Origin of the sequence: Paenibacillus sp. DP01 (assembly GCF_044784315.1) — a bacterium.
In the GTDB taxonomy this organism is placed as follows: domain Bacteria; phylum Bacillota; class Bacilli; order Paenibacillales; family Paenibacillaceae; genus Paenibacillus; species Paenibacillus polymyxa.
Genome location: NZ_CP173059.1, coordinates 1,641,847 through 1,661,163, shown reverse-complemented (window position 1 = coordinate 1,661,163; position 19,317 = coordinate 1,641,847). Strand labels below are relative to the sequence as shown.

Here is a 19,317-nt window from a genome sequence, read left to right as displayed (position 1 = left end):
TTTCTGTCTACCGTCCCACATACGCATTATAATTTCACGTAGATGTTTTAGTAAAACCGTAAATTCGCCGATTTTTAGTATTGGTTAAGAGAGTAGTCTGATAAACTTTAATTGGTTTTTATGAACACAGGAATAGCATTTTTGAACACATTAAATAGACAAATGTACACAAAAATACACAAAACTCAGCCTATTGCAAATACTTAATTGATTATTTTTGATTTCCAATTAAGGCTATTAAGTCACTCATTCTCACTTATACTCTCGTTTTCTTACGATTTCATTTTTTCGTAAATATCGATCACTTTTCGCCCTACCCGTATACGCTCATTCCCGTTAACCTCTCGCATCAAATCCCGCCTATTCCGCCGTATCTGTCCCACGGATGGGAACACGCCTAGCTCCGTTAAAATCGTGGGCAAATAGCGGTTTTCCGTACGCAGAGTACGACAGCACTCCGTAGCGTCAACGCCGCCTATTATCACGGTAAAGTGACGGTAGAAATCGGTCTTCATGCGGACACATCCGAGAGGGCAAATCCCACGAATAATGCGCCTACCGATACGAGTACGCTATTTTCGCTCCCTACAACTACACAGACGAATATCGATAGTATAGATGCCGTTGTTAGCACCCTACCTGCGGTGTGTATTCGAATCACTCAGCGTTCACCCCGCTAACAGCTACACCGAGGGTGGTCAACGTGTAGTTAATTCCCGACGCAAATTCGGTTCCAAGTAGCTCGAAGTACGCCTCCCTAAGAATATCGTGTTTACGTTGCTCCTCCGTCAACTCACGTTCATAACCGTTGACTAAAGCGGCCATCAACGTATCATAAGAAATTGAGATCAACGCTGTGTAGTACGGGTTACCGATCCGCTCGCTACGCAATAGAATGCCACGATTACCCACGCCCTCCCCACGAAGCTCCTCAATCGCATCCGCAGTAGCTACAGGTATTACCGGCTTATTGACGTTTGACATTTATGTCGACCCCTTCCGTGTTTTTATTGTCTCGATACCATTCGAGGATATCGTCGACCGTTTCGAGCTTTCCGTTATTCATGTTTCGTTCAGCCTTTCGTTATAAATATCATAGCAAATAGCGTGCTGGAAATGGGTGGATAATTTGCGGGAAAAATGCGGGACAAATGCTGCCTAAATGATGAATTTGCTTCGATCCATACCAGCACTCCCTACGTAATATCAAGCGCATGAACGTTCTCAAACACGTACGCCTGCGAACCGTATTTACGCTGCGCCCACTCGCCCGCCTGTCCACGAGACTTAGCGTAAACAACCTCCTTGATTTCGGTTCCTACGTAAACTACGAACGTACCTGGTGCCATCGGTTTACCTACACGTATCATTTTCCCGTCTCCTTTACGTCAAATTAGCGCCTTTACTCGTTACCCTAGCGAATACCCTCGCCTAACCGTTACGCGCTTAATTTGACGGTAAATTGCGGGGATAATCCTGCGTTAACTGCGTCGGTAAGTTCCTGCGTAGTCTGCCGTAGGATTTCGCCGATTTCCATAAGGCTGGACGCATCTGATGCCGCGACAGTACGCATCCGAACCGAATCGAGCAGCGCAGTCAGGCCGCCGGAGGTTAACGGATAATAAGCCACGTCATCCCATCGTTCGCGGAGTTCCGGGACCGGTGCGCCCTCAACCGCTTTATAGCCGGGTGCCTTCGTAGGGTCGACGAGCTTACGTTGACTAACGATAAACTGCGTGCCGTCTGAGCGTAGTGCGTAATTAGCGGTTAGTTGTACGTTCATTTAGCGAAACACCTCCGATTGATTTGTGAGGAAACGTATACGCGTCGATTACACACGCGACGAGACCGAAGAAAGATAACGTTACGGATTATTTTCATACGCGATTACCTCCGTTTATAAATGCGTAATGATATAAGCTCGCGATTCACTTCGTTCATCCTCGCCGTCGACTGTCGTCTCCGACTTATTTTCATACGCGTATAGATATTAATAAGGTCTGATACGTCGCTAGGAATGAGGAACGAATGACGACGCGTAATGTTTATCTAGTTCTTAATGGCTTTTGTTAAAGGTGGTTATAGTTAGTGCCATGATTACCAAGTCAGTAATCTCCATGTCAGCAACCTTGTACTTGGGACTTATCAGCAGCACCGTAATTCCTTCTAATACGCTCTGTCTTGGCCCGATTGTAGGGTGGCTTAAATATTTTAATTGCGTAACTTTCATATATTTCTTGACACAAATGTCCTCAACGAAAAAACCTTTTACAGATTTAATTCTACTCGCTACCTGTCTTGTAGATTTTTCGTTACCAAGAAGGTGTATTGTTACGCGCTGATTTAGATTGACTGATCTCCCGATGTAAACAGGGCCTTCATCATTGTAGAGAAAATATACCCCCTCCCTTTTTCCACGGCAAGTGTGGTACGAGAATTTCATAGTATTTGTCAGTCTTGCTCTTGTCATTGCCTGCTGGGTCTACCTCTCCGACAACTGGTATATCAAAGTTAAAGTTTGGAAGCGTAATGTTGATCAACCTGGTTCCTCCTTTATCTGTTCTGCCTCAGCTTCGAAAATGGCGAGCTGGCTGATTGGCAGGACCGTATACCTCGTACTCTCCCACCGCCCGTTGTGCTTATCGCGTTTCCTAAGCGCCTGAATAACTGGTCTCCCTCGCCATCTATACGCAACTAAATTCTTCACGTATTTATTCGCCGTCTGTCGATTGACTCCGAGATACCTCGCGATCTGATCCTGCGTAGGGTAACAGTTGCCGGCCGCATCCATGAACGAAGCGATAACGCAGAGTGTCGTCCAATTTTGTGCGCCCATACTTGCGATGAGTCCGGCCTTTGCGGCGTCGACGTACATTTTAACGAAGATACGCGTTTCGGTGGCGCCTGATGTGATGGAATATTCCGTTTGGGTCTCTACGCTGACAAGGCGTTGTGTATCGGTCATGCTGCGCCCTCCCGTGGGATTAATTTACCGTTGTTAAACGATTTTTTCGAAGAGTTCTGCGCAATATTTCCGCTTAGGCGTTTGCCTGTTACGCCTAATTCTGCGAGTCGATGCATGAGTATTTCTTCGATACGATCGAACTCCGTATGGTTGATACGAATGAGTGGGATACCGTTAGCGAGACAATAGTCCGTTTTGATGCGGTCATTTCTCTGCGTCTCCGCGAATAACCTCTGAGCGTATGCCATACCCTTACCCGCAAAGTCAACCGGTCGAGTGTGCTGCTCTCCGTCGTACTCTATGGCGACAGCACCTACCCTAGAATAGACTGTAAAATCAAAAGGTAGGGGCAGTTTGTTGCGACATCCTTCGAAACGCTTCTGCATATCAAACGAACACCCAAGCGCAACCAGGCATTCACGAACCGCAACCTCACCTCTCGACTCTTGACAGTGAACACAACGACTGCCGCGAAGGATAGATATAGGAGTTACTTCGTATTCCTTCCCACACATAGTATGCCTAATCCGTATAGGCGTAAGACAGCCGAGGTATTCACCCACGACTACATATTCGTCGTCCACTAGCTCTTTGAGCTCGGTTTTAAATTTATCTGTGGTTTTCCGACGGAGATCTCCTGCCGACTTTGCCGTGCATTGTGGACAACGACTGCCGCGAAGGAAGTTGGTAGGAGTTACATGGTACCTATATCCACACTTTATGTGACACATAGTAATGTGCCTTCTGTTACTTAGGTAATCACTTTCGACCTCATACTCCCCGCCTACTATTTCTCTAACCTCGATCTTAAACTGTGCTGTCGTCTTTTTAGCGTTACCGCAGCAGTGAGGGCAGCGTTGGCCTCGTAAAAAGCAAGCAGGCCTCATGTTAAACTCTTTATTGCATCCTACGTGTAGATGTGAAACCGCAACGCCAGACACCACGTATGAACCCACCACAGCATACTCACCCGCCGTTGCCTCACTTACGTGTTTACTATATGACTCTGACGTCCAATGCCTTTTATTACCGATTTTCCTGCGGTCACGCCCACAGTTCGCACAGGCTGCGACTCTACCTTGGCCTCGAGCCCAAAACTCGGTCAACGCCTTTACCTCGCCACACTTCGTACACGCCTTCGCGTCAACCTCCGCACCGTCTAGGATTATCTTTACGATATCTACGCGCTTCCTTCTCGCCATGTCTCCGTCTCCTTTCCGCTTTGCTTCGTACACTTTATATAAGGACACGAATTATCGGATTTGGGACATCGACGCAAAAAAAAAATAACGCCCACCTCCGAAGAGATGAGCGTTGTATACTAACGTTTTCTTTTACGTTCCTTCTGTAACGGACCGATCACGTTATTCATGGGCGTAAACTGATCGTGTTTCTCCTTAATCGATTTATCCGATAAGTGTGTGTATTTCGCGACCATGCGCAGGTCCGAGTGCCCCATAATACCCGCTAGGTATCGTTCTGACCCGCCATTTTCAAGAAACATAGTTGCAGACGTATGCCGGAATAAGTGGGGATGTACACGCATCTTGAGTCCCGCTGCCTTTACGTAGCCTTTTAGCCGATCACGAAACCGGTCGTCACGAAGCGGACCTCCGTAATTCGTAAGAAATACGTACTCCGAGTCAAATTCTTCACATTCCTTCAGCAGCTCACGAATTAGTCTCGCAGTCCGTTGCTGTATTGGTACGGTTCTTCCACGTCGAGACTTAGTTATCAACTCGCTTAGGTATAGTACGCCCTCTTCTGTATCTACCTCCGTTTTCTTTAAGGTGAGAACTTCGTTTATCCGCATGAAGGAGTCGATCAATACATTAATGATAACGTAATCCCTGAACCCCGCATATGTCCGTTGGTCTGGTTGTGCAAGTATCTTCTTTAAATCTTCTGAGCTCATGATAGTTATATTTTTCTCTGGTTCCTTGACCTTCTTTATCTTTGCAGTCGGGTCGCGGTCAATATGACCTTCATCTTCCAAGAAACGGAACATTGTCCTTAACGACTTGAGCTTAGTATTAACAGTGACAGGCGAAAGCCCTATCGTCTTATCCCGCTCGTGTTTGTGCGGATGATTGTCAAACTTACGCTTGCTATGGAGTAAGTACGCGATATATGACCGTAATAAGTCTGGCGTTATCGCAGTCATCGACCGTTCAACGTTAACCTCATCCAGATAATCGCAGAGATAATTGTAACTTTCTTGATACATTTCCAACGTCCGTTTCGAGCGTCCTTCCGCTATTTTTGCGTGACAAAAAATGTCAAACAACTCGTCAAGGGACTTCGCTGACCCCCTCGTCTTCCTCTCGTTTTTATACCGTTTGCCTGTCCGATTATCCAAAACAAAAACGCCTCCTACCGTTAATTTATACGATAGAAGACGCAGACCCCTTGTAAAATTAGCCGCGCACACCTGCGCCCATTTCCGTCTCGTCCAGCGGTCAACAAACGTTGATATAACGCATACTTTACTACGTTAACGCGTTAGTTAGACCCCAAGGGTGCGCGCTACCTAGCTGCGCTATACCCCGATAAACCAGTGTATGTAAATCGTTGCTGTTATTTATCATTATAATATGGTGATAAAATGATGTAAAGGAATTATTTAGATTGATTGATAAAAAATATAACCTAAAATCTGAGATCACAGGAGCTAATCATGCAGAGCAAAAAAATAATCATTTCCGCAGTACTATTATTTTTTTTAGTACAATTAAGCATTCCTATGTGCTATACCTTTGCACAGGATGAACTTGTCATAGATCAAAAAACGAAAGAGAGACTAGCAGAGCAATATGGCTTGGAAGAACCTCAGCCACCTACATCTGAGCAACAGCAAAAAATATTATTCGGAGCTGATTGGGGATTTAGTTTTCCTGTTAGTGCTGTTGTGCAGGACTTAATTAGCTTAACTCACGACCCACTTATATTTATTAGTCATCAATTGATTCATTCGCTAAAATCATAAGCCTTTTTTCATATTTGGAAAATTCAATAATGTAAAACATTAGGATCATTTTTTTGTAGCAAGTTGCCTGCTGCCTGGAGTCATTTCATCCTTTTTTAAGAAGGTTTAATTCAATGGGGCCCCTACCATATAACCACAGCAGTTCATCGAATAAAAATGTCAGTCCATCCTTAGCGCGTAAGCGTTCGATAATCTCCGTGACAACTTGCATAACTTCCCCTTGTACACCCTCTGCCAGTTGCAAGCCTCCGCTCTCTCCATCCAGGTAAAGATGCGTATGATATGACTGCTCCACCTTCTTCACATGGCGCAAACACAGTATGCCATTTTCGAGGTAAAAGAAATATTGACAGTCATAAAGAACTCCTTCAAATATCTCATACATATGAGGGTAATCATACGGCCCCTGTACCATGGATACCCGCTCCAATTCTATTACCGATTCTGTCATACATCCTCGCTCCATTCCTTTGTTCAAAGTTTCTTATTTGCCAATAAGCTTTCTTTTACAGGTAGTTTTTCAAACTAGGCTGTTGAACGATAATTAATTGCTAATTGCAAAACCTTTTGATACGATAAGCATATTACTATGACGTTCACAAATAACATTTCAACAAACTAAATGCACATTACAGTGTTACTTTTGTTGTTTTCAGAATACATCCAACAGTGTTTATTGTCAATACTTTGATGTTTCTTTTTAACACTATAGAATGCATTAAGCTGGAGGAAAATATGATAAAGATTTATCTTTCCCGTATTATGGGTGAAAAACGGATAAATATTGCCGAGCTTTCCCGCATGACTGGATTACATAGAAACGGAATCACCAAACTTTACAACGAAGAAACAGACGGTGTGAAATTTGATACGCTGGATAAAATCTGTAAAGCTCTAGATTGCCATGTTCAAGATGTTATCGAGTATGTAGAGGATGATACAAATTAGTAAAATGGCACTTCTCTTGTTATGAGAAACTGTTTCAATTAGGTTTAGAACCTTGGCGTACTCCCTGGTGAACTGATCGAATACTTGCCAGAAGACGACGAAGAGAGCCGTTAACATGTTAAGGGCTCTCTGTTCTTTGTATAATATTTAAAATACTTTTTTACCGATCTTCCCACTCAATTAGATTTCACACCGTAATCCCTTTCTATAAGGTAATTTTAAATATATTTTTCCCACGTATGATAAATGTCCAATAAAGCATCAGGATTACGATCACCGTCTAAAACTCGATACATTTTATTCATTACGATCATGATCACATCCATATCCTTAGCTAAACCAATGTTAACAGGGCTATTTACACTAAAATAAGACTTTGGTTTCTGAATGTTCCTCTTCTAACTCCAAAGCACTTTTACTTTGAATCTGTACATCCCCTAGATACCATCCCCCAATATCTATGTGCAAAAAGGTGGTTGCATTAATTTATATTCCATTTCAAAATTCCCTTCTAGCTTTGCCATCTTAATTCGAAGAAAAATTCACGGTGACACCACCTGATACTAAGATCGTTAAAAGATCCATAAAATATTGCTGTGGTGAAAATCCATAACTTCTCTCTTCTTGATCCCATTCTTCCTCGAATCTTTCCAAGAAATAATGTGCGTTTTTCCAATGGATCGTGAACGGTCCTACTGCCCCAAAACCTCCACAGAGACAGTCCGATATACTGTCCAGGCTAAATCCATAGTACCCACCGGGCCCATTAATCGCTTCACCAAGTGCTATAAAAAATGTTGTAACATCAAATATGTATTCCCCGTCTAAGGTGTAGACTTCTCCTCGTTTATCCGGTCTGGCAAAATGATTAGATGCAGAATGTATTCTAGTCACATTTAGCCATCCAGACCGTTCTTCGTTAGAAAAGCCTTGCCATATATTATTTTCAAGCGACTGAGAGCACTTTAAGAACTCCCATAATCTTAATTCAACAGGAGAAGGCTTCGTTTCAAGTATACCGGTTAGTTCCAGATTGAAGTTTCCTTTATTGTAATTTAGTTTATGGATTATAAAGGATTCAGGTAGGTGATAATAATAGCTTCCAATCCCTTTTTCTTCGTCATTTAAAATCACAATGCACAAGTTGGATACAGATTGTTTTGTCTTTGCTATGTTTCTTATGAATTCCTCATTAAAGACAAATTGTTCAAAAATGACCTTTTCATACGTTTCGACCATAATATCACCCGTTAGCCCAACCACATCTTGACAATAACCAACTGTGAGCCCACTTTCATCATCCATGACAGCAAATCTCTGCCTCATTTTGTATCATATCTCCTCACAATAATTTTAAGGAATGTAGCATTTAAGGTATCATTTTTAGCTTCTTAGGTAGAATAATCAATTATTTTGAAGCCGATAAGGTTTAAAGTCCTCATGTAAAAAGCCCTAAAGACTCCAACAAAAAATCACGCTTATGTTTGTTTTTATGATCGGCCAGCTTTCTTCTTATCATTTGCCTACATAGTTCCTTTTGAGCCTCAGAGATTTTATCTTGCACGGTACTTATCAATTGATAGGATTGTCGCTTCAAAGGTATCATCCAGTAAATCTACCAGCGCCATAACATGAGTAGATACGTCAAAGAATCCTAGAGCATATAAAATTGTGCCTCTATTCCCCTTCGTCTTGGGATTTCTTAACAAGTCGAAAAGAGGCAACACCGCTTCATTGTCTCCTAGATCGGCTAACGTAACAGCGATTGCATTTCTCAGCAATATACTATCCGTCGTTACTAAATATCTCAATAATATTGGAGTGAATGTATGATCCTGCTTTTCACCCACATCCTCTATAATCCTTATCGCTTCCTTTAAATCTCCACTTTCTATGGCTTCTTCTAATCGCATTTTGTTCATAGTCCCCCGCCTTATTACAATATATAGAAACTATCCAACCTTATGCATTTCAACAATTTACATATGATAACAATCCTATATCTGTTTTGTATATAGCGAACATGTTCGAGATCCTAAAGAAATATCCACCCATTGATTTAAAATAAACAAAATGCTATATTGTCTATAAAATAATCATCATTTAATTGAGGTGTTTGCTAAAATGGACCATTCCGAACTATTCTGGAATGCTGGTATCGAAGAACTGAAGCGCGGATATATTCGCCAAGGGGAGCAGGTGGTTTGCCTGCTGGACGGACAACGATATGAACAAGGCATCATATATCAGGATCAAGGGGTATTTTATGACGCGGAGCGGTATATGCGTCTTCATATTGAGCGGACGTACGGTTCGGTCTTTGACTATTTGATCGGTCTGGACAAAAAGCTGACCGGACTGACGGATCACCAGAATCGGTTACTTCAGTTATTTTATCAAGGCATGGGTGATACGGACATTCAAAAGGAAACCGGAATCGGCAGCGCATCTACCATACGCAATCATCGCTTTGGTCTCAAGGAAAAAGAACGACAGGCCAAAGTATTTCTCACATTAATGGAACTGTTAAAGGAGAAAGACCATCACGCTCCCGCCATGGTAGAAGTACCCGTACGAGCACGGATGGTAGATGAACGCTACAACATTACGGAAGACGAGAGGCAAAAGGTACTCACGAAGTATTTTCCGAAGGGTACAGACGGGCGCCTAAAGACCTTTAAAATGCAAGAAAAGCACAAGCTGATTGTGCTGCGTGAAATTGCGGACCGTTTTGTGAAGGGACAAATATATCATGAGAAAGATATCAATGCGATTTTACAGGAAGTATATGACGATTATGTCACGGTGCGAAGATATATGATTGAATACGGTCTATTGGATCGCAAACCGGATGGCAGTGAATATTGGTTGAAGGAATCTTGAAGCTAGGCGCTTATAAAATCAGCATTTTGCATAATTCGATTCTCGACGCTCGTAGGTACAATATATAGACGAACTAAAGCGTTTCGATCTATACATTGCTGATTTGAAAACGCTCTTGGGATTTATGCAAAATGCTCAAATAGGAGGATTGGACAATGGATCGAAGAAAAGAACTAGTTCAGCAATACATGGAGATGAAGACAGAGGCAGGAATCTATTGTATTCGCAATACACGCAATGGGAAAATTTTTGTCGCTTCCACGCCGAATTTAAAGTCGCTGAATGGACGGCGTTTTGAGCTGCAAATGGGTGGATTTAAGAACAAACCACTACAACAGGAATGGAATGAATATGGCGAAGATTCGTTTGAATTTGAAGTGCTGGACGTTTTGAAGAAAAAAGATTCGGAATTCTTTGATGTCAAAGATGCATTGGCAAAGCTGGAGCAGACCTGGCTTGATCGACTCCAGCCTTACGGAGACAAAGGATATTTATAAACTTACTGCTTTACGGGAAACTCCGTCCGAAGATAGCCAAAAACAACAGCGTCAACAAACTGACCTTTTTCATAGAAGTAATCTCTCAGGTGACCCTCTTTAGTAAAGCCACTTTTGAGCAGCAGCCGTCTGGAGCCTTCGTTATCTGGATCAATGAAGGCTTCTATACGGTGAACCTGCGGCAATTGAAAGCCATAATCCACTACCGCTCTCAACGCTTCTGTCATCAGCCCTTGTTGCCAATATTCCGGCGCCAGCTCATAGCCAATTTCAATACGAGAGTGCTCCTTCTGCCAGTTATGAAATCCAATTGTACCCACCACCTGCTCAGGAGCTTCTTTTAACGTAATTCCCCAACGAAAACCCGCTTGCTTCTCGTATCTGGTTAGCATGGAACGAATAAATTTCTCAGCTTGCTCTACCTCCGTAAAACTTTCCAAATCATAATATTTTGTGACCTCATCTCTGGAAAAATAGGCAAATACATCCCTCGCGTCTCCTAATGTAAGCTGTCTTAAACGAAGCCGATCGGTTTCCAGAATCGGAAACGTTTCCATTGTCATCATTCATCTCCTCCTTCACATTCACAGAACCTACCTTGTCAACCACCAGCCGATCCCCACCATCAATCCATTGATGAAGAATAATGCGATACATGCTCTCCACTTGTTGATTTTACTTGTTTGAAAAAAGCCGGTTACCGTACTACGGCACATAAACAATGTAAACAATAAATTCCAAATAATACGCATACCATATTTAACGTAGTATAGAGCAGGGCTTAGCTGCACACCGCCTAACATTGGGGAGACATCGGGAATAAACAGAATTGCACACGCATAACGCATGGTCTCATATGTAAAATAAAATAATGCCAGCCACCAAGCCCACTTCTTACCGAACAACATACCAATACCGGCAGCCGTTCCTGCCAAGCCAAGCAACGCGATAAACCCTTGAAACATGCCTCTGCACATGCCTAATAACGTAGAAGCCTCATTTAGTGCATTGAGCGTCAATAGCTGTGTCACCAACAGCAGTGCTCCATTAAAAATTAGTAAAATAGCTGCAATGCTTACACCTAAAGGTCGTTCGAAAACCACGTTCGTTACATAATCTTCTACTTCTTTTTTCGTATACAAATCGGACACTTCTTCTACTCTCCTAACCCAATTATATACCTCCATTTTGCGGCGGGCATAATAACAGTGTGTTCTCGCCTCATTTCCATATATCGGCTTTTAGGAAAATATGGTTTAATCTTCCCTGAAAAATTCCGTTATCTATACAATAATTTATTATTCAGGGCAACTATGCTATCAAATTAACGTCATGGGAATCCCGATCATTAACAGAATCCCAAATAGAGTAATATCTATCCTTATACTACCATTCCAAGAGTGAATCTGACAAATGATTGATACTAGCACTTATGAATGTATACGCGTTATTTTCGTAGCTCTGTAACCTTTAGAGGACTCGATATACTCTACTTGATACCCCATTCGGGCATCCAAAAGCTCTTCCATGAATAGGAGACATGGACTGTAAATAAAGCTCCCTCCTGGCCGAATGGCTCTAAGCAATTCCATATATTTATGAGCGTACTCATGAATATTACCGTCTGTCTTCAGATGATGATGTATAAAATGATTGGAGAATGCCATATGTGAAACGATCGTTCCCCATGTACTTTCTTCATAAGTAGTCGCTAACCAATCTCCTCGGGTGATACAACCGTCTGTTTCAGCCAGCCGATCTGTTCCGTATGCCTCAATTCCATAGGCACGTAAATAAGTAACCAACCGTGCCTCTGATCCGCAGCCAACATCTAGAACAGGCTCTTGCAAACGAGCAATGTCCAATCCTAGCAGATTCGCTTGCAACTCCGGTGTATATTCCTCACAAGGTATCCAAAAGGTATATTCATTCTCTGCATACTTAGCGAACACTTCACGTCCATTGGTACGAATTAAAAAATCTCTCAAATGCCCATAATGCTGCTGGAGCAGTAAGTCCAGAGTTGCCCCTGCTATAGACTTCTTTTGGAACAGCTTTTCAATCCGGGTGAAGAATCGATCATACAGCTCCGCAAGCTCCCTCGCATGATCTGTGTGAAAATGTAGATACTGATTGGTATTTACAAACTGGGACAGTATTTGGGCCGCTACATCCTTCACAAAAACATGATATGTATGCTGGCGCTTCAAGCTTTTAAGCATGAGGATCAGTTCCGAGCTTCGCTGCGTCAGCCAGTACGTCATTTCCGTTGATGGTCCTAACAGAACAGAGCCCTCGCGCATATAAAATAAACTCCGATGCTGATTATGCAGGAGTTGACCGTTGATAAGATTATGAAGTTGAGCTACTGTCATACTACTTCCTCCTTAAAGTCCAGAACATTAAAGCCCCACCCAAGCCTAAGTCATGCTGGGTTTGGGTAGGGCCAGCTTATTTTCTGAGTATATCATTATGGAAATTCGGTGCTATTGCAGATTCTCCGTCTTTACATTTGAGGATAAAGGAATATTCAAGTCACGAACCCCTTGGGCTACCAAGCGGGCTATTTGCTCCGCACCATACTCCTGAAAATGTGTATCATCCTTCACGCCATCAGGAAATGCAGGAAACACACCTGGCTCCAAATGTAAAAACAGTGGAAGTGTTCCTTCCAGGCCTAGTGTATCATAGTAGGCTACACTCAATTGACTAAGATTGATCAGTGCTACCCCCGTCTCTGATGCTGTTTCCTTCATCGCCTGCACATATTCCGGGAAACTAATCCGAAACGAAGCACTTGCTGCATCATAATCGCGGCGGCCTACAGGAGTAATTAGCACAGGGATCGCACCGCGTTGGGTGGCTCCTTGGATGTACGTTTTCAAGTAAACTTTATAATCGGCAGGTGAAACATAACGCTCCTGATTATTGATCGCGGCATCATTATGCCCAAACTGTATGAACAGATAATCTCCTGGACGGATATTCCGTAAAATATCATCTAACCGCCCTTGAACCAAAAAAGTCTTCGTGCTACGTCCACCAATAGAACGGTTCACAAAAATAGTCTCATCTGTAAAAAATGGAGCAATCATTTGCCCCCAGCCTGCCTGAGGCTTCATCGAGGCTTTATAAGTTTGAACCGTAGAATCTCCTGCAAGGTATACGGAAGGATGCTCTCCAGCTGTTCGAGCCTCCTTGGGAGTGATAACCAAGGCGTTAATCTTCGCTTCATCTCCCGAAAAATACAATTCGAGCTGACCGTCGATGAGTGCTAGCTCAAACCCAGTCTCGACAAATTGTCCTGCTGTTTTGGCGGTAGGCTCTACTTTAACAATGGATTCGGCTTTAACCGTAATGTTCGTGTTTCCGGCAGTATCTCCGGCAATCAGAGAAAGCGTGTAATCCGCAGGCGGTAAATTGACGACAAATGATGAGCCTTGAACACGAACAAAATCTGAGCGGATAGCATCACTTCCCCCACGGTTCTCTTCATTTACCTTGGAAAGATCGGTAAATCCATAGCCACGCTCAGGCGTGTAAGCATCCTTGGCAGTGACCTGGGTGTAGCCGTCTGCTACATCCCCAGGGCCAAAATCAAAACGAAGAGGCGCCGCAAGCTGCTTTTCCGCTAATGCCTGCCCTGGAATAAGTATGGTTGCAAACAACAAGCTGAACCCTGCGCATAACCCAATCATCTTACCGAACAACCTGTGACGCTTTCTCTTTTGTTTCAAGCGCAACCCTCGCTTCTCAGATTATTTGAGTGGTTTGTCATCGTCTAACGTCTATTGATCCCCGCCAGCCTTTGGCAGCCTTGGTCCAATGCCCAGGATATCACAATACCGACCGTGTACCTAATCAGATCCACAGTCAGAAACCCTTTGCCAAGCACTAGCCCGCCCAGAGTGGTCGCCCGGATGTGGTTAATCCAGGGAGCTTGGTACATTTGACTGAACTCAATAGCAAAGCAAAACAGCACACTGCCCCAAAGGGCTACAGACAACTGACGATTCACCCACAACATTCTCAGCCCAAAATAAATCATGCATGCCCACAAGGCATCCCCAAAGTGATTGGCAACGAATGCAGGTAACCGGGTGGAGAAAGCTCTGCTTCCCAAGCCCAACAAGATCATGACCAGCACGGCAACCAGATACGCAGCGCGTGTCTTCCAGTGGAACTTTCCCTTTATTTCCCGATTAATTTCCCAATTGCTGCTCTTACGAAGTTTTCTCATACTAAATTACCTTTCCTGACACTGGAAATCTCCGCAATACTGCTGTAAACTTTGTCAATCCTTCTTTTGGGATAGCGCTTGCAAGATTGCTGAACCTTAAGCTGCTGTCATATTGTATGCACACCAACTTGTCTGTATTTTTCGTCATATTATGAATCATATAAGCTCCCGCAATATCATACAATCGCTTGCTAAAATTCAATACCACGCACTTTGGCAAAAACCATATGGTGTACCATATTCCCCTCTTCATCATACTCGACATTCCTTAAAATCCCCTCTAATGTAAAACCTGCCCGTTCCGCTACCTTGGCGCTGCGCGTATTTCTGGAATCACAAAGAATCTCTAACCGGTTAGCATGTAAATGCTGTATGGCAAAATCTGTAATACCGTGCACGGCCTCTGTTATAATCCCCTTTCCGGTCCATGAGGTTCTGAGCCAATACCCAATTTCGAATCTTCGTGCATCCCAATTAATTCGGTGCAGACCGCTACTGGCTACAAATTGTCCCGAAGCCGTATCAAATATATACAGCACCATGTCAGACCGATCCAGAAATTTAAGTCTGGCTTGGCGTGAACGGATTTCAGATTCCTCTACCGTAGGGAGATTTCTCGCAAAAGGAAGCCAAGGCCGCAGCTCATGTACACTCTCGCGTATCGCCTCATTGACCGCCGCACCATCGCCCCATTGCGGAGCGCGTATAGTCAATCGCTCCGTCTGGAATTGTTCCGGGAATGATAACAGAATGGGATTCGGTTGCTGCTCGATACTCATGATGCTCCCTCCTCCATATTCGATGGATAACTGAGACGATCCAGCCAGCCAGTGATTTCACGTAGGCTCTGAATCTGATGATCAGGTACAATGCCTGCTTCATTCCACGTCATAAAGCCTTCCAGCCAAATGGTATGCAATCCTGCACTTTGCGCCCCACGAATATCATTTGTCGGATGATCGCCTACATAGCAGGCATGACCAGGTTCGGCAATGTCCAGCTCATTCAGAGCCAACTCGAAAATACGAGGATTAGGCTTCTCGACGTTGACTCCGCCTGATACAATAATGGAATCCACATAATCTCTCAGCATCACTCGGTCAATCTTCGCCTGCTGTGTACGGAGTGAACCGTTGGTAATCATACCAAGCTTCAAGCCCCGAGACCGCAGTTCAGACAGCACTTCCTTCGCTCCGTCCATCAGTACCGTAAATTTATGAAATTCACCATACCAAAAGCCCAGCATCTCCTGTACTGTCGTATCGGGATTTTTCAGTTTCAGGTCTGCATGCAGCTCCGTATACAGCTCCCTTTTATCCCGGTAGCCGTCCTGATCTGCCAGACGTATTCGTTCAACGACCGCCGCACGGCTGGCCGGTTCTTCTGCCACAATAAATCGTTCTATAAACCGCTCCGTATATGCCGCGAATGCCAGTTTGCGGTTAATCAGTGTATTATCCAGATCAAAAATAATGGCTTCTATAGACATAACAAGCTCCTTTCTGTCCGTAAATTTATACCGATCAGCTCGAAACAAATTGAATAACTCCGATCATAATAAGCAAGAAAAAAATAGACAAGAAAATGATGATCATGTACTTTAAGATTTTGCTGGAAGTCGACTTTTGTTCCAGTTTGGTCTCGATCTGGGTCAACCTTTCTTTGATTTCTTCCAAATCCTGCTCCAATTTCACCTTAGTCTCTCCTTCCTTTATCTCGACTTATTTAATTTCCTAACGATTCGGCGATTCAGCTACATAAATCACTCCAAAAGCGAACTGTTTTTACCGCCTCAAAATTAATCTGTTCGTAAGTCTTCTCCCCAAATTCCAGCTTGAAATACTCCTGCAAACTTTCTCCATACACGATAATATCCGTTTGATACACTGAAAATACCGGATTTCCTTCTTCACATGGCTGCTCTGGGATATATCGGTGACCATAGACGGGGATCAGCTTGGGCACACGCAAAAACTCACGTTTACATGTATCAACGGCTTCCTCCAAATCTGTTGGTCTATTCCCCCATTCAGAATGCCAGAACATATTCTGTTCTACATCAAAAATCATACCTTCAAGCGGCCAATTCAGCCTTTGCTGAATGACACCCATCCGCTGTGGTGACGTATCTCTCCATGGGATGAAGCTTTTACCAACTGGAAGAACGTTCATCAGCAGCTCTCTTAAGTCGGGCGGAAAGTGAATATCATACCTGTCTTCGACCTCAGTAATCTCCTGGGTGGATAAGCCTGGGGTTAAGGTTACATCGTCTTTACGTAATAAATCGATAATATAAGCGATATCCATCTTGGCTTGAACACCTCCATTCGCTGTCTGACTGCACCTTCTGATTGATTTCTAGCAGTTAGTCTAGCGGATTGGTCAAGAGGCCTACCAGACTTGTAACTTCAACTTCACCGACTCGGCGTGGGCCTTCCATAAAATATCCCCTGGTTCCTACATGTATCCGGTGTCGGTGTACCTTTTCCCTCATTTCTCCAAACAAAATCCACATTCTTGCCTGACCTTCCCGGTGAACCGGGTGCCTGGTATCCATGATCAATTGACCCTCTTCATCTTCAAACTCAGGATGTATTGCATAAATTCCCGTTGTTGTAATATCGTCGCCCTCATAGGAAAAATCGCAGCGATAACCCTGAATAGGCAGTTGTTTCCTGCCTCCTTCTTCCGGTGTGTAAAATCGATATTTTACTATAAAATCGTGCGGATGCTGCCTACTATGTTCATAGGGATTCCACATTTCATATCATCCCCTCTGGTCTTTCCCAGAAATATGTACTTCCTTCTAGTGTAATCCAATAGGAAAAGAAATCCAAGACCTATCCGCAAGGCATTGCCGAATAAGCTTGGATGATATGAGAGTCTTTTTTTCAGAATATATGACTTTTATACTTGCTGTCCGTTCACCTGAATATCTACGTCTACCTGCTGTCCCAGCCAAGCCCGCATGCGATCCCACGAAAAAACCTGCTCCATGTGAAAAACACCATATGGAAGTTCTGAGCGATACAGAGCAAGCGCTGCAAAGACGGCAGCTTTAGCAGTTAAATCAGACTGATGATGTCCCCTTAGCCTGCATTCGACCCTCGTCTCCTTACCATTGAGAGTTCCTTGGGCGTCTACCTTGACCGCTACAGCATTTCCTCCAAAATGCACCTTGCCAAAGCTGCGAACTACTGCCTCACGAACCGTTGGCAGTCGGAGCAGACCTGATATTCCTATTGTCCGAAGCCCTGCCAGAAGCCGGGTGGTCAAGCGCGAATCGAAGCACAGGCGTGTGCTGACCGTAGGAACATCAAGTGTACGTGGAAGTGTCTGTTGATCCGAAAAAGGAAACCGATACGCCCGATGACGACCCACTCCTGCACCAAAGTCTGCCACTATGCCGTCGGTAAAGCTTCTTCGAGTCACTGGGCGTCCCTGTTCTATCACCTCCAAGTCGGTATGAATCTGATCTACAGTCCACTCAATCGCAGCCTGACCGTGTCGATCACCCAAGCCCAGCATCAATGATATGTTCAGTTCATCCGTTTGATCCATGAGCTGTGTCGCTTGCAATGCCAATAGATTAGTTAGCCCTGGAGCTAACCCTACACTTAGCAGCGCAGTGGCCTGATAAGCTCGGGCCTCCTGATGACACTGCTCCACCTGACTCAAAAAGGCCGCATTCGCAGTAATATCCATGTAATGCACCCCATGCTGAAGACAGGTGCGTACCAAGGCTGTATTGTCCTGATCCAGACACATAATAACCATTTTGGCTTGCTTTAATATCGACGGGTCCAGCGGTTCATGAATATTAAGCTGCAAGGGTCGTATCTTGCCATTCGATTGTTGGCTGAATGCAGTGGCACGTTCCAGACTGCGGCCTGCGGCAAATACCTTGCCGGGGAACATTTCACTTAACTCTGTACATACAATTTTTCCAACATGGCCATACCCGCCAATAATGATGATGTTATCCTTTGTCATAAGCCGTCTCTCCCTCTTTAACCGCAAACCATGCATTCACTAAAAAAGCACCATAATACCGGGTGATGTGGGTAAAGCCTGCATCTATCAACAGTTCCTGAATTGCTGCATTGGACACCGGGTTTGACTCACGGCCGATGGAAGCAGCGAATCGCTCCCAATCCTCCAGTGAAATGCCCTGACTCAGCATATGAGCTTTCCACGCCTGCATTTGAAGGGAAAAAGAAGGCTCCTGCGGATTCCCATTAATAGATGCTAGGCAAAAAGGTGCACCTGGCTTGAGTCGAGCGGATATCTGGTGCAACAATGCCTGTTTACTCTCCAAGCTCTGAAGAAAATGAAGCACCAGCAGGCAGGTAGCAGCATCATAGACTGCTTCTCTACATGACTCTTCGCCATGCTTTTCGAGCTGTTCTTCAGGCTGTTCTTCAGACAACTCTTCCAACGTACCTGCAACAAATGATATTTTTGAACTGATACCCGCTTGGGACACACGCTGACGCGCCAAATCCAGCATGTGCGCAGAGGGATCAACTGCCGTAAAAGACCATGTCTGATGCCGCCCTCCGAGCGTAATCAATTCCTGACCGCCCCCAGCTCCGACAATGAGCACATTCGGGTCGATCTTTCGGGTATGAGCCTGTGCTGCAACCTGTGCAGTTATCAAACAATCTGTCATCTCATACAGATGGGCATATCCTGGTATTTTTAAAGCAATCGTATCCGCGTATTTATGCACATTCGGATGATTCCAGCTCATCGGTTGATTTGAGTCGGTATTTCCAATATGAGGTTGTTTCATATA

At 44.0% G+C, this 19,317-nt stretch carries 27 protein-coding genes and 1 pseudogene; 4 read left to right on the top strand and 24 right to left on the bottom strand.

Going from position 1 to position 19,317, the window contains the following annotated elements:
• Window positions 1–272: 272 nt before the first annotated feature.
• The 9 genes from ACH59B_RS07230 to ACH59B_RS07190 form a co-directional block, all read right to left on the bottom strand.
• A complete protein-coding gene (locus tag ACH59B_RS07230) occupies window positions 273–515 on the bottom strand; it encodes a hypothetical protein (RefSeq protein WP_404303532.1) in 243 nt (80 codons plus the stop codon).
• Between the two features lie 142 nt (window positions 516–657).
• Window positions 658–984: a DUF1642 domain-containing protein gene (locus ACH59B_RS07225; RefSeq protein ID WP_216974390.1), complete on the bottom strand. Its 327-nt coding sequence runs from the start codon at window positions 982–984 to the stop codon at window positions 658–660.
• A gap of 212 nt (window positions 985–1,196) precedes the next feature.
• Window positions 1,197–1,370 (bottom strand): hypothetical protein, encoded by a 174-nt coding sequence (locus tag ACH59B_RS07220; protein ID WP_404303531.1) that lies wholly within the window; start codon window positions 1,368–1,370, stop codon window positions 1,197–1,199.
• Window positions 1,371–1,438: 68 nt separating this feature from the next.
• Window positions 1,439–1,783, bottom strand: coding sequence for a hypothetical protein (locus ACH59B_RS07215; protein ID WP_404303530.1), 345 nt, complete (start codon window positions 1,781–1,783; stop codon window positions 1,439–1,441).
• Window positions 1,784–2,056: 273 nt separating this feature from the next.
• Window positions 2,057–2,443, bottom strand: a complete 387-nt coding sequence (locus ACH59B_RS07210; protein WP_404303935.1) for a GIY-YIG nuclease family protein — start codon at window positions 2,441–2,443, stop codon at window positions 2,057–2,059.
• Window positions 2,382–2,540: a hypothetical protein gene (locus ACH59B_RS07205; RefSeq protein WP_404304025.1), complete on the bottom strand. Its 159-nt coding sequence runs from the start codon at window positions 2,538–2,540 to the stop codon at window positions 2,382–2,384. The genes ACH59B_RS07210 and ACH59B_RS07205 overlap by 62 nt, the downstream gene beginning before the upstream one ends.
• The gene (locus ACH59B_RS07200) at window positions 2,537–2,965 is read right to left on the bottom strand and encodes a helix-turn-helix domain-containing protein (RefSeq protein ID WP_404303529.1); all 429 of its coding nucleotides are present in this window, start codon (window positions 2,963–2,965) and stop codon (window positions 2,537–2,539) included. The genes ACH59B_RS07205 and ACH59B_RS07200 overlap by 4 nt, the downstream gene beginning before the upstream one ends.
• Window positions 2,962–3,351 (bottom strand): hypothetical protein, encoded by a 390-nt coding sequence (locus ACH59B_RS07195; RefSeq protein ID WP_404303528.1) that lies wholly within the window; start codon window positions 3,349–3,351, stop codon window positions 2,962–2,964. The genes ACH59B_RS07200 and ACH59B_RS07195 overlap by 4 nt, the downstream gene beginning before the upstream one ends.
• Before the next feature lie 935 nt (window positions 3,352–4,286).
• Entirely contained in the window at window positions 4,287–5,324 is a 1,038-nt protein-coding gene (locus ACH59B_RS07190; protein ID WP_404303527.1) for a tyrosine-type recombinase/integrase, read from the bottom strand.
• A gap of 318 nt (window positions 5,325–5,642) precedes the next feature.
• Between ACH59B_RS07190 and ACH59B_RS07185 the strand changes: the two genes are divergently transcribed.
• Window positions 5,643–5,951, top strand: coding sequence for a hypothetical protein (locus ACH59B_RS07185; RefSeq protein WP_031463148.1), 309 nt, complete (start codon window positions 5,643–5,645; stop codon window positions 5,949–5,951).
• An 85-nt stretch (window positions 5,952–6,036) separates the two neighbouring features.
• Here the strand turns inward: ACH59B_RS07185 and ACH59B_RS07180 are convergent, their stop codons facing one another.
• Complete coding sequence (locus ACH59B_RS07180; protein WP_019686635.1) at window positions 6,037–6,402, bottom strand: hypothetical protein; 366 nt, start codon at window positions 6,400–6,402, stop codon at window positions 6,037–6,039.
• Between the two features lie 284 nt (window positions 6,403–6,686).
• Here ACH59B_RS07180 and ACH59B_RS07175 point away from each other — a divergent pair, with 284 nt between their 5' ends.
• Window positions 6,687–6,899: a helix-turn-helix transcriptional regulator gene (locus ACH59B_RS07175; RefSeq protein WP_045243986.1), complete on the top strand. Its 213-nt coding sequence runs from the start codon at window positions 6,687–6,689 to the stop codon at window positions 6,897–6,899.
• A gap of 525 nt (window positions 6,900–7,424) precedes the next feature.
• Here the strand turns inward: ACH59B_RS07175 and ACH59B_RS07170 are convergent.
• Entirely contained in the window at window positions 7,425–8,225 is an 801-nt protein-coding gene (locus ACH59B_RS07170; protein ID WP_045243987.1) for a barstar family protein, read from the bottom strand.
• Between the two features lie 227 nt (window positions 8,226–8,452).
• Window positions 8,453–8,821, bottom strand: coding sequence for a HEAT repeat domain-containing protein (locus ACH59B_RS07165; protein WP_230681846.1), 369 nt, complete (start codon window positions 8,819–8,821; stop codon window positions 8,453–8,455).
• Between the two features lie 202 nt (window positions 8,822–9,023).
• On the opposite strand from ACH59B_RS07165, the gene ACH59B_RS07160 reads away from it, so the two are divergent.
• Complete coding sequence (locus ACH59B_RS07160; protein ID WP_045243988.1) at window positions 9,024–9,782, top strand: DUF2087 domain-containing protein; 759 nt, start codon at window positions 9,024–9,026, stop codon at window positions 9,780–9,782.
• Window positions 9,783–9,937: 155 nt separating this feature from the next.
• Entirely contained in the window at window positions 9,938–10,279 is a 342-nt protein-coding gene (locus tag ACH59B_RS07155; RefSeq protein ID WP_016820599.1) for a GIY-YIG nuclease family protein, read from the top strand.
• A gap of 2 nt (window positions 10,280–10,281) precedes the next feature.
• On the opposite strand, the gene ACH59B_RS07150 is transcribed toward ACH59B_RS07155, so the two are convergent.
• The 12 genes and pseudogenes from ACH59B_RS07150 to ACH59B_RS07095 all read right to left on the bottom strand — a co-directional run bounded on the left by ACH59B_RS07150 (window position 10,282) and on the right by ACH59B_RS07095 (window position 19,314).
• Window positions 10,282–10,842 carry a GNAT family N-acetyltransferase gene (locus ACH59B_RS07150; protein ID WP_025364380.1) on the bottom strand — a complete coding sequence of 187 codons (561 nt, stop codon included), beginning with the start codon at window positions 10,840–10,842 and terminating at the stop codon, window positions 10,282–10,284.
• A gap of 30 nt (window positions 10,843–10,872) precedes the next feature.
• Window positions 10,873–11,430: a hypothetical protein gene (locus ACH59B_RS07145; RefSeq protein WP_016820601.1), complete on the bottom strand. Its 558-nt coding sequence runs from the start codon at window positions 11,428–11,430 to the stop codon at window positions 10,873–10,875.
• Between the two features lie 279 nt (window positions 11,431–11,709).
• A complete protein-coding gene (locus ACH59B_RS07140) occupies window positions 11,710–12,654 on the bottom strand; it encodes a class I SAM-dependent methyltransferase (RefSeq protein WP_123796947.1) in 945 nt (314 codons plus the stop codon).
• Window positions 12,655–12,765: 111 nt separating this feature from the next.
• The gene (locus ACH59B_RS07135; RefSeq protein ID WP_123796981.1) at window positions 12,766–13,977 is read right to left on the bottom strand and encodes a rhamnogalacturonan acetylesterase; all 1,212 of its coding nucleotides are present in this window, start codon (window positions 13,975–13,977) and stop codon (window positions 12,766–12,768) included.
• Window positions 13,978–14,037: 60 nt separating this feature from the next.
• Window positions 14,038–14,519: pseudogene (locus ACH59B_RS07130) on the bottom strand (DUF2809 domain-containing protein).
• Window positions 14,520–14,710: 191 nt separating this feature from the next.
• Complete coding sequence (locus ACH59B_RS07125) at window positions 14,711–15,298, bottom strand: GNAT family N-acetyltransferase (protein ID WP_019686624.1); 588 nt, start codon at window positions 15,296–15,298, stop codon at window positions 14,711–14,713.
• Window positions 15,295–16,008: an HAD family hydrolase gene (locus tag ACH59B_RS07120; protein ID WP_123796945.1), complete on the bottom strand. Its 714-nt coding sequence runs from the start codon at window positions 16,006–16,008 to the stop codon at window positions 15,295–15,297. Before ACH59B_RS07120 ends, ACH59B_RS07125 begins: the two co-directional genes overlap by 4 nt.
• A 34-nt stretch (window positions 16,009–16,042) precedes the next feature.
• The gene (locus tag ACH59B_RS07115; RefSeq protein ID WP_016820608.1) at window positions 16,043–16,213 is read right to left on the bottom strand and encodes a hypothetical protein; all 171 of its coding nucleotides are present in this window, start codon (window positions 16,211–16,213) and stop codon (window positions 16,043–16,045) included.
• 55 nt (window positions 16,214–16,268) lie between these two features.
• Window positions 16,269–16,826: a hypothetical protein gene (locus tag ACH59B_RS07110; protein ID WP_045243993.1), complete on the bottom strand. Its 558-nt coding sequence runs from the start codon at window positions 16,824–16,826 to the stop codon at window positions 16,269–16,271.
• A 58-nt stretch (window positions 16,827–16,884) separates the two neighbouring features.
• Complete coding sequence (locus tag ACH59B_RS07105) at window positions 16,885–17,280, bottom strand: hypothetical protein (protein WP_045243994.1); 396 nt, start codon at window positions 17,278–17,280, stop codon at window positions 16,885–16,887.
• 146 nt (window positions 17,281–17,426) lie between these two features.
• Complete coding sequence (locus ACH59B_RS07100; protein WP_123796944.1) at window positions 17,427–18,512, bottom strand: saccharopine dehydrogenase family protein; 1,086 nt, start codon at window positions 18,510–18,512, stop codon at window positions 17,427–17,429.
• Complete coding sequence (locus ACH59B_RS07095; RefSeq protein WP_123796943.1) at window positions 18,499–19,314, bottom strand: class I SAM-dependent methyltransferase; 816 nt, start codon at window positions 19,312–19,314, stop codon at window positions 18,499–18,501. The genes ACH59B_RS07100 and ACH59B_RS07095 overlap by 14 nt, the downstream gene beginning before the upstream one ends.
• Window positions 19,315–19,317 lie beyond the last annotated feature (3 nt).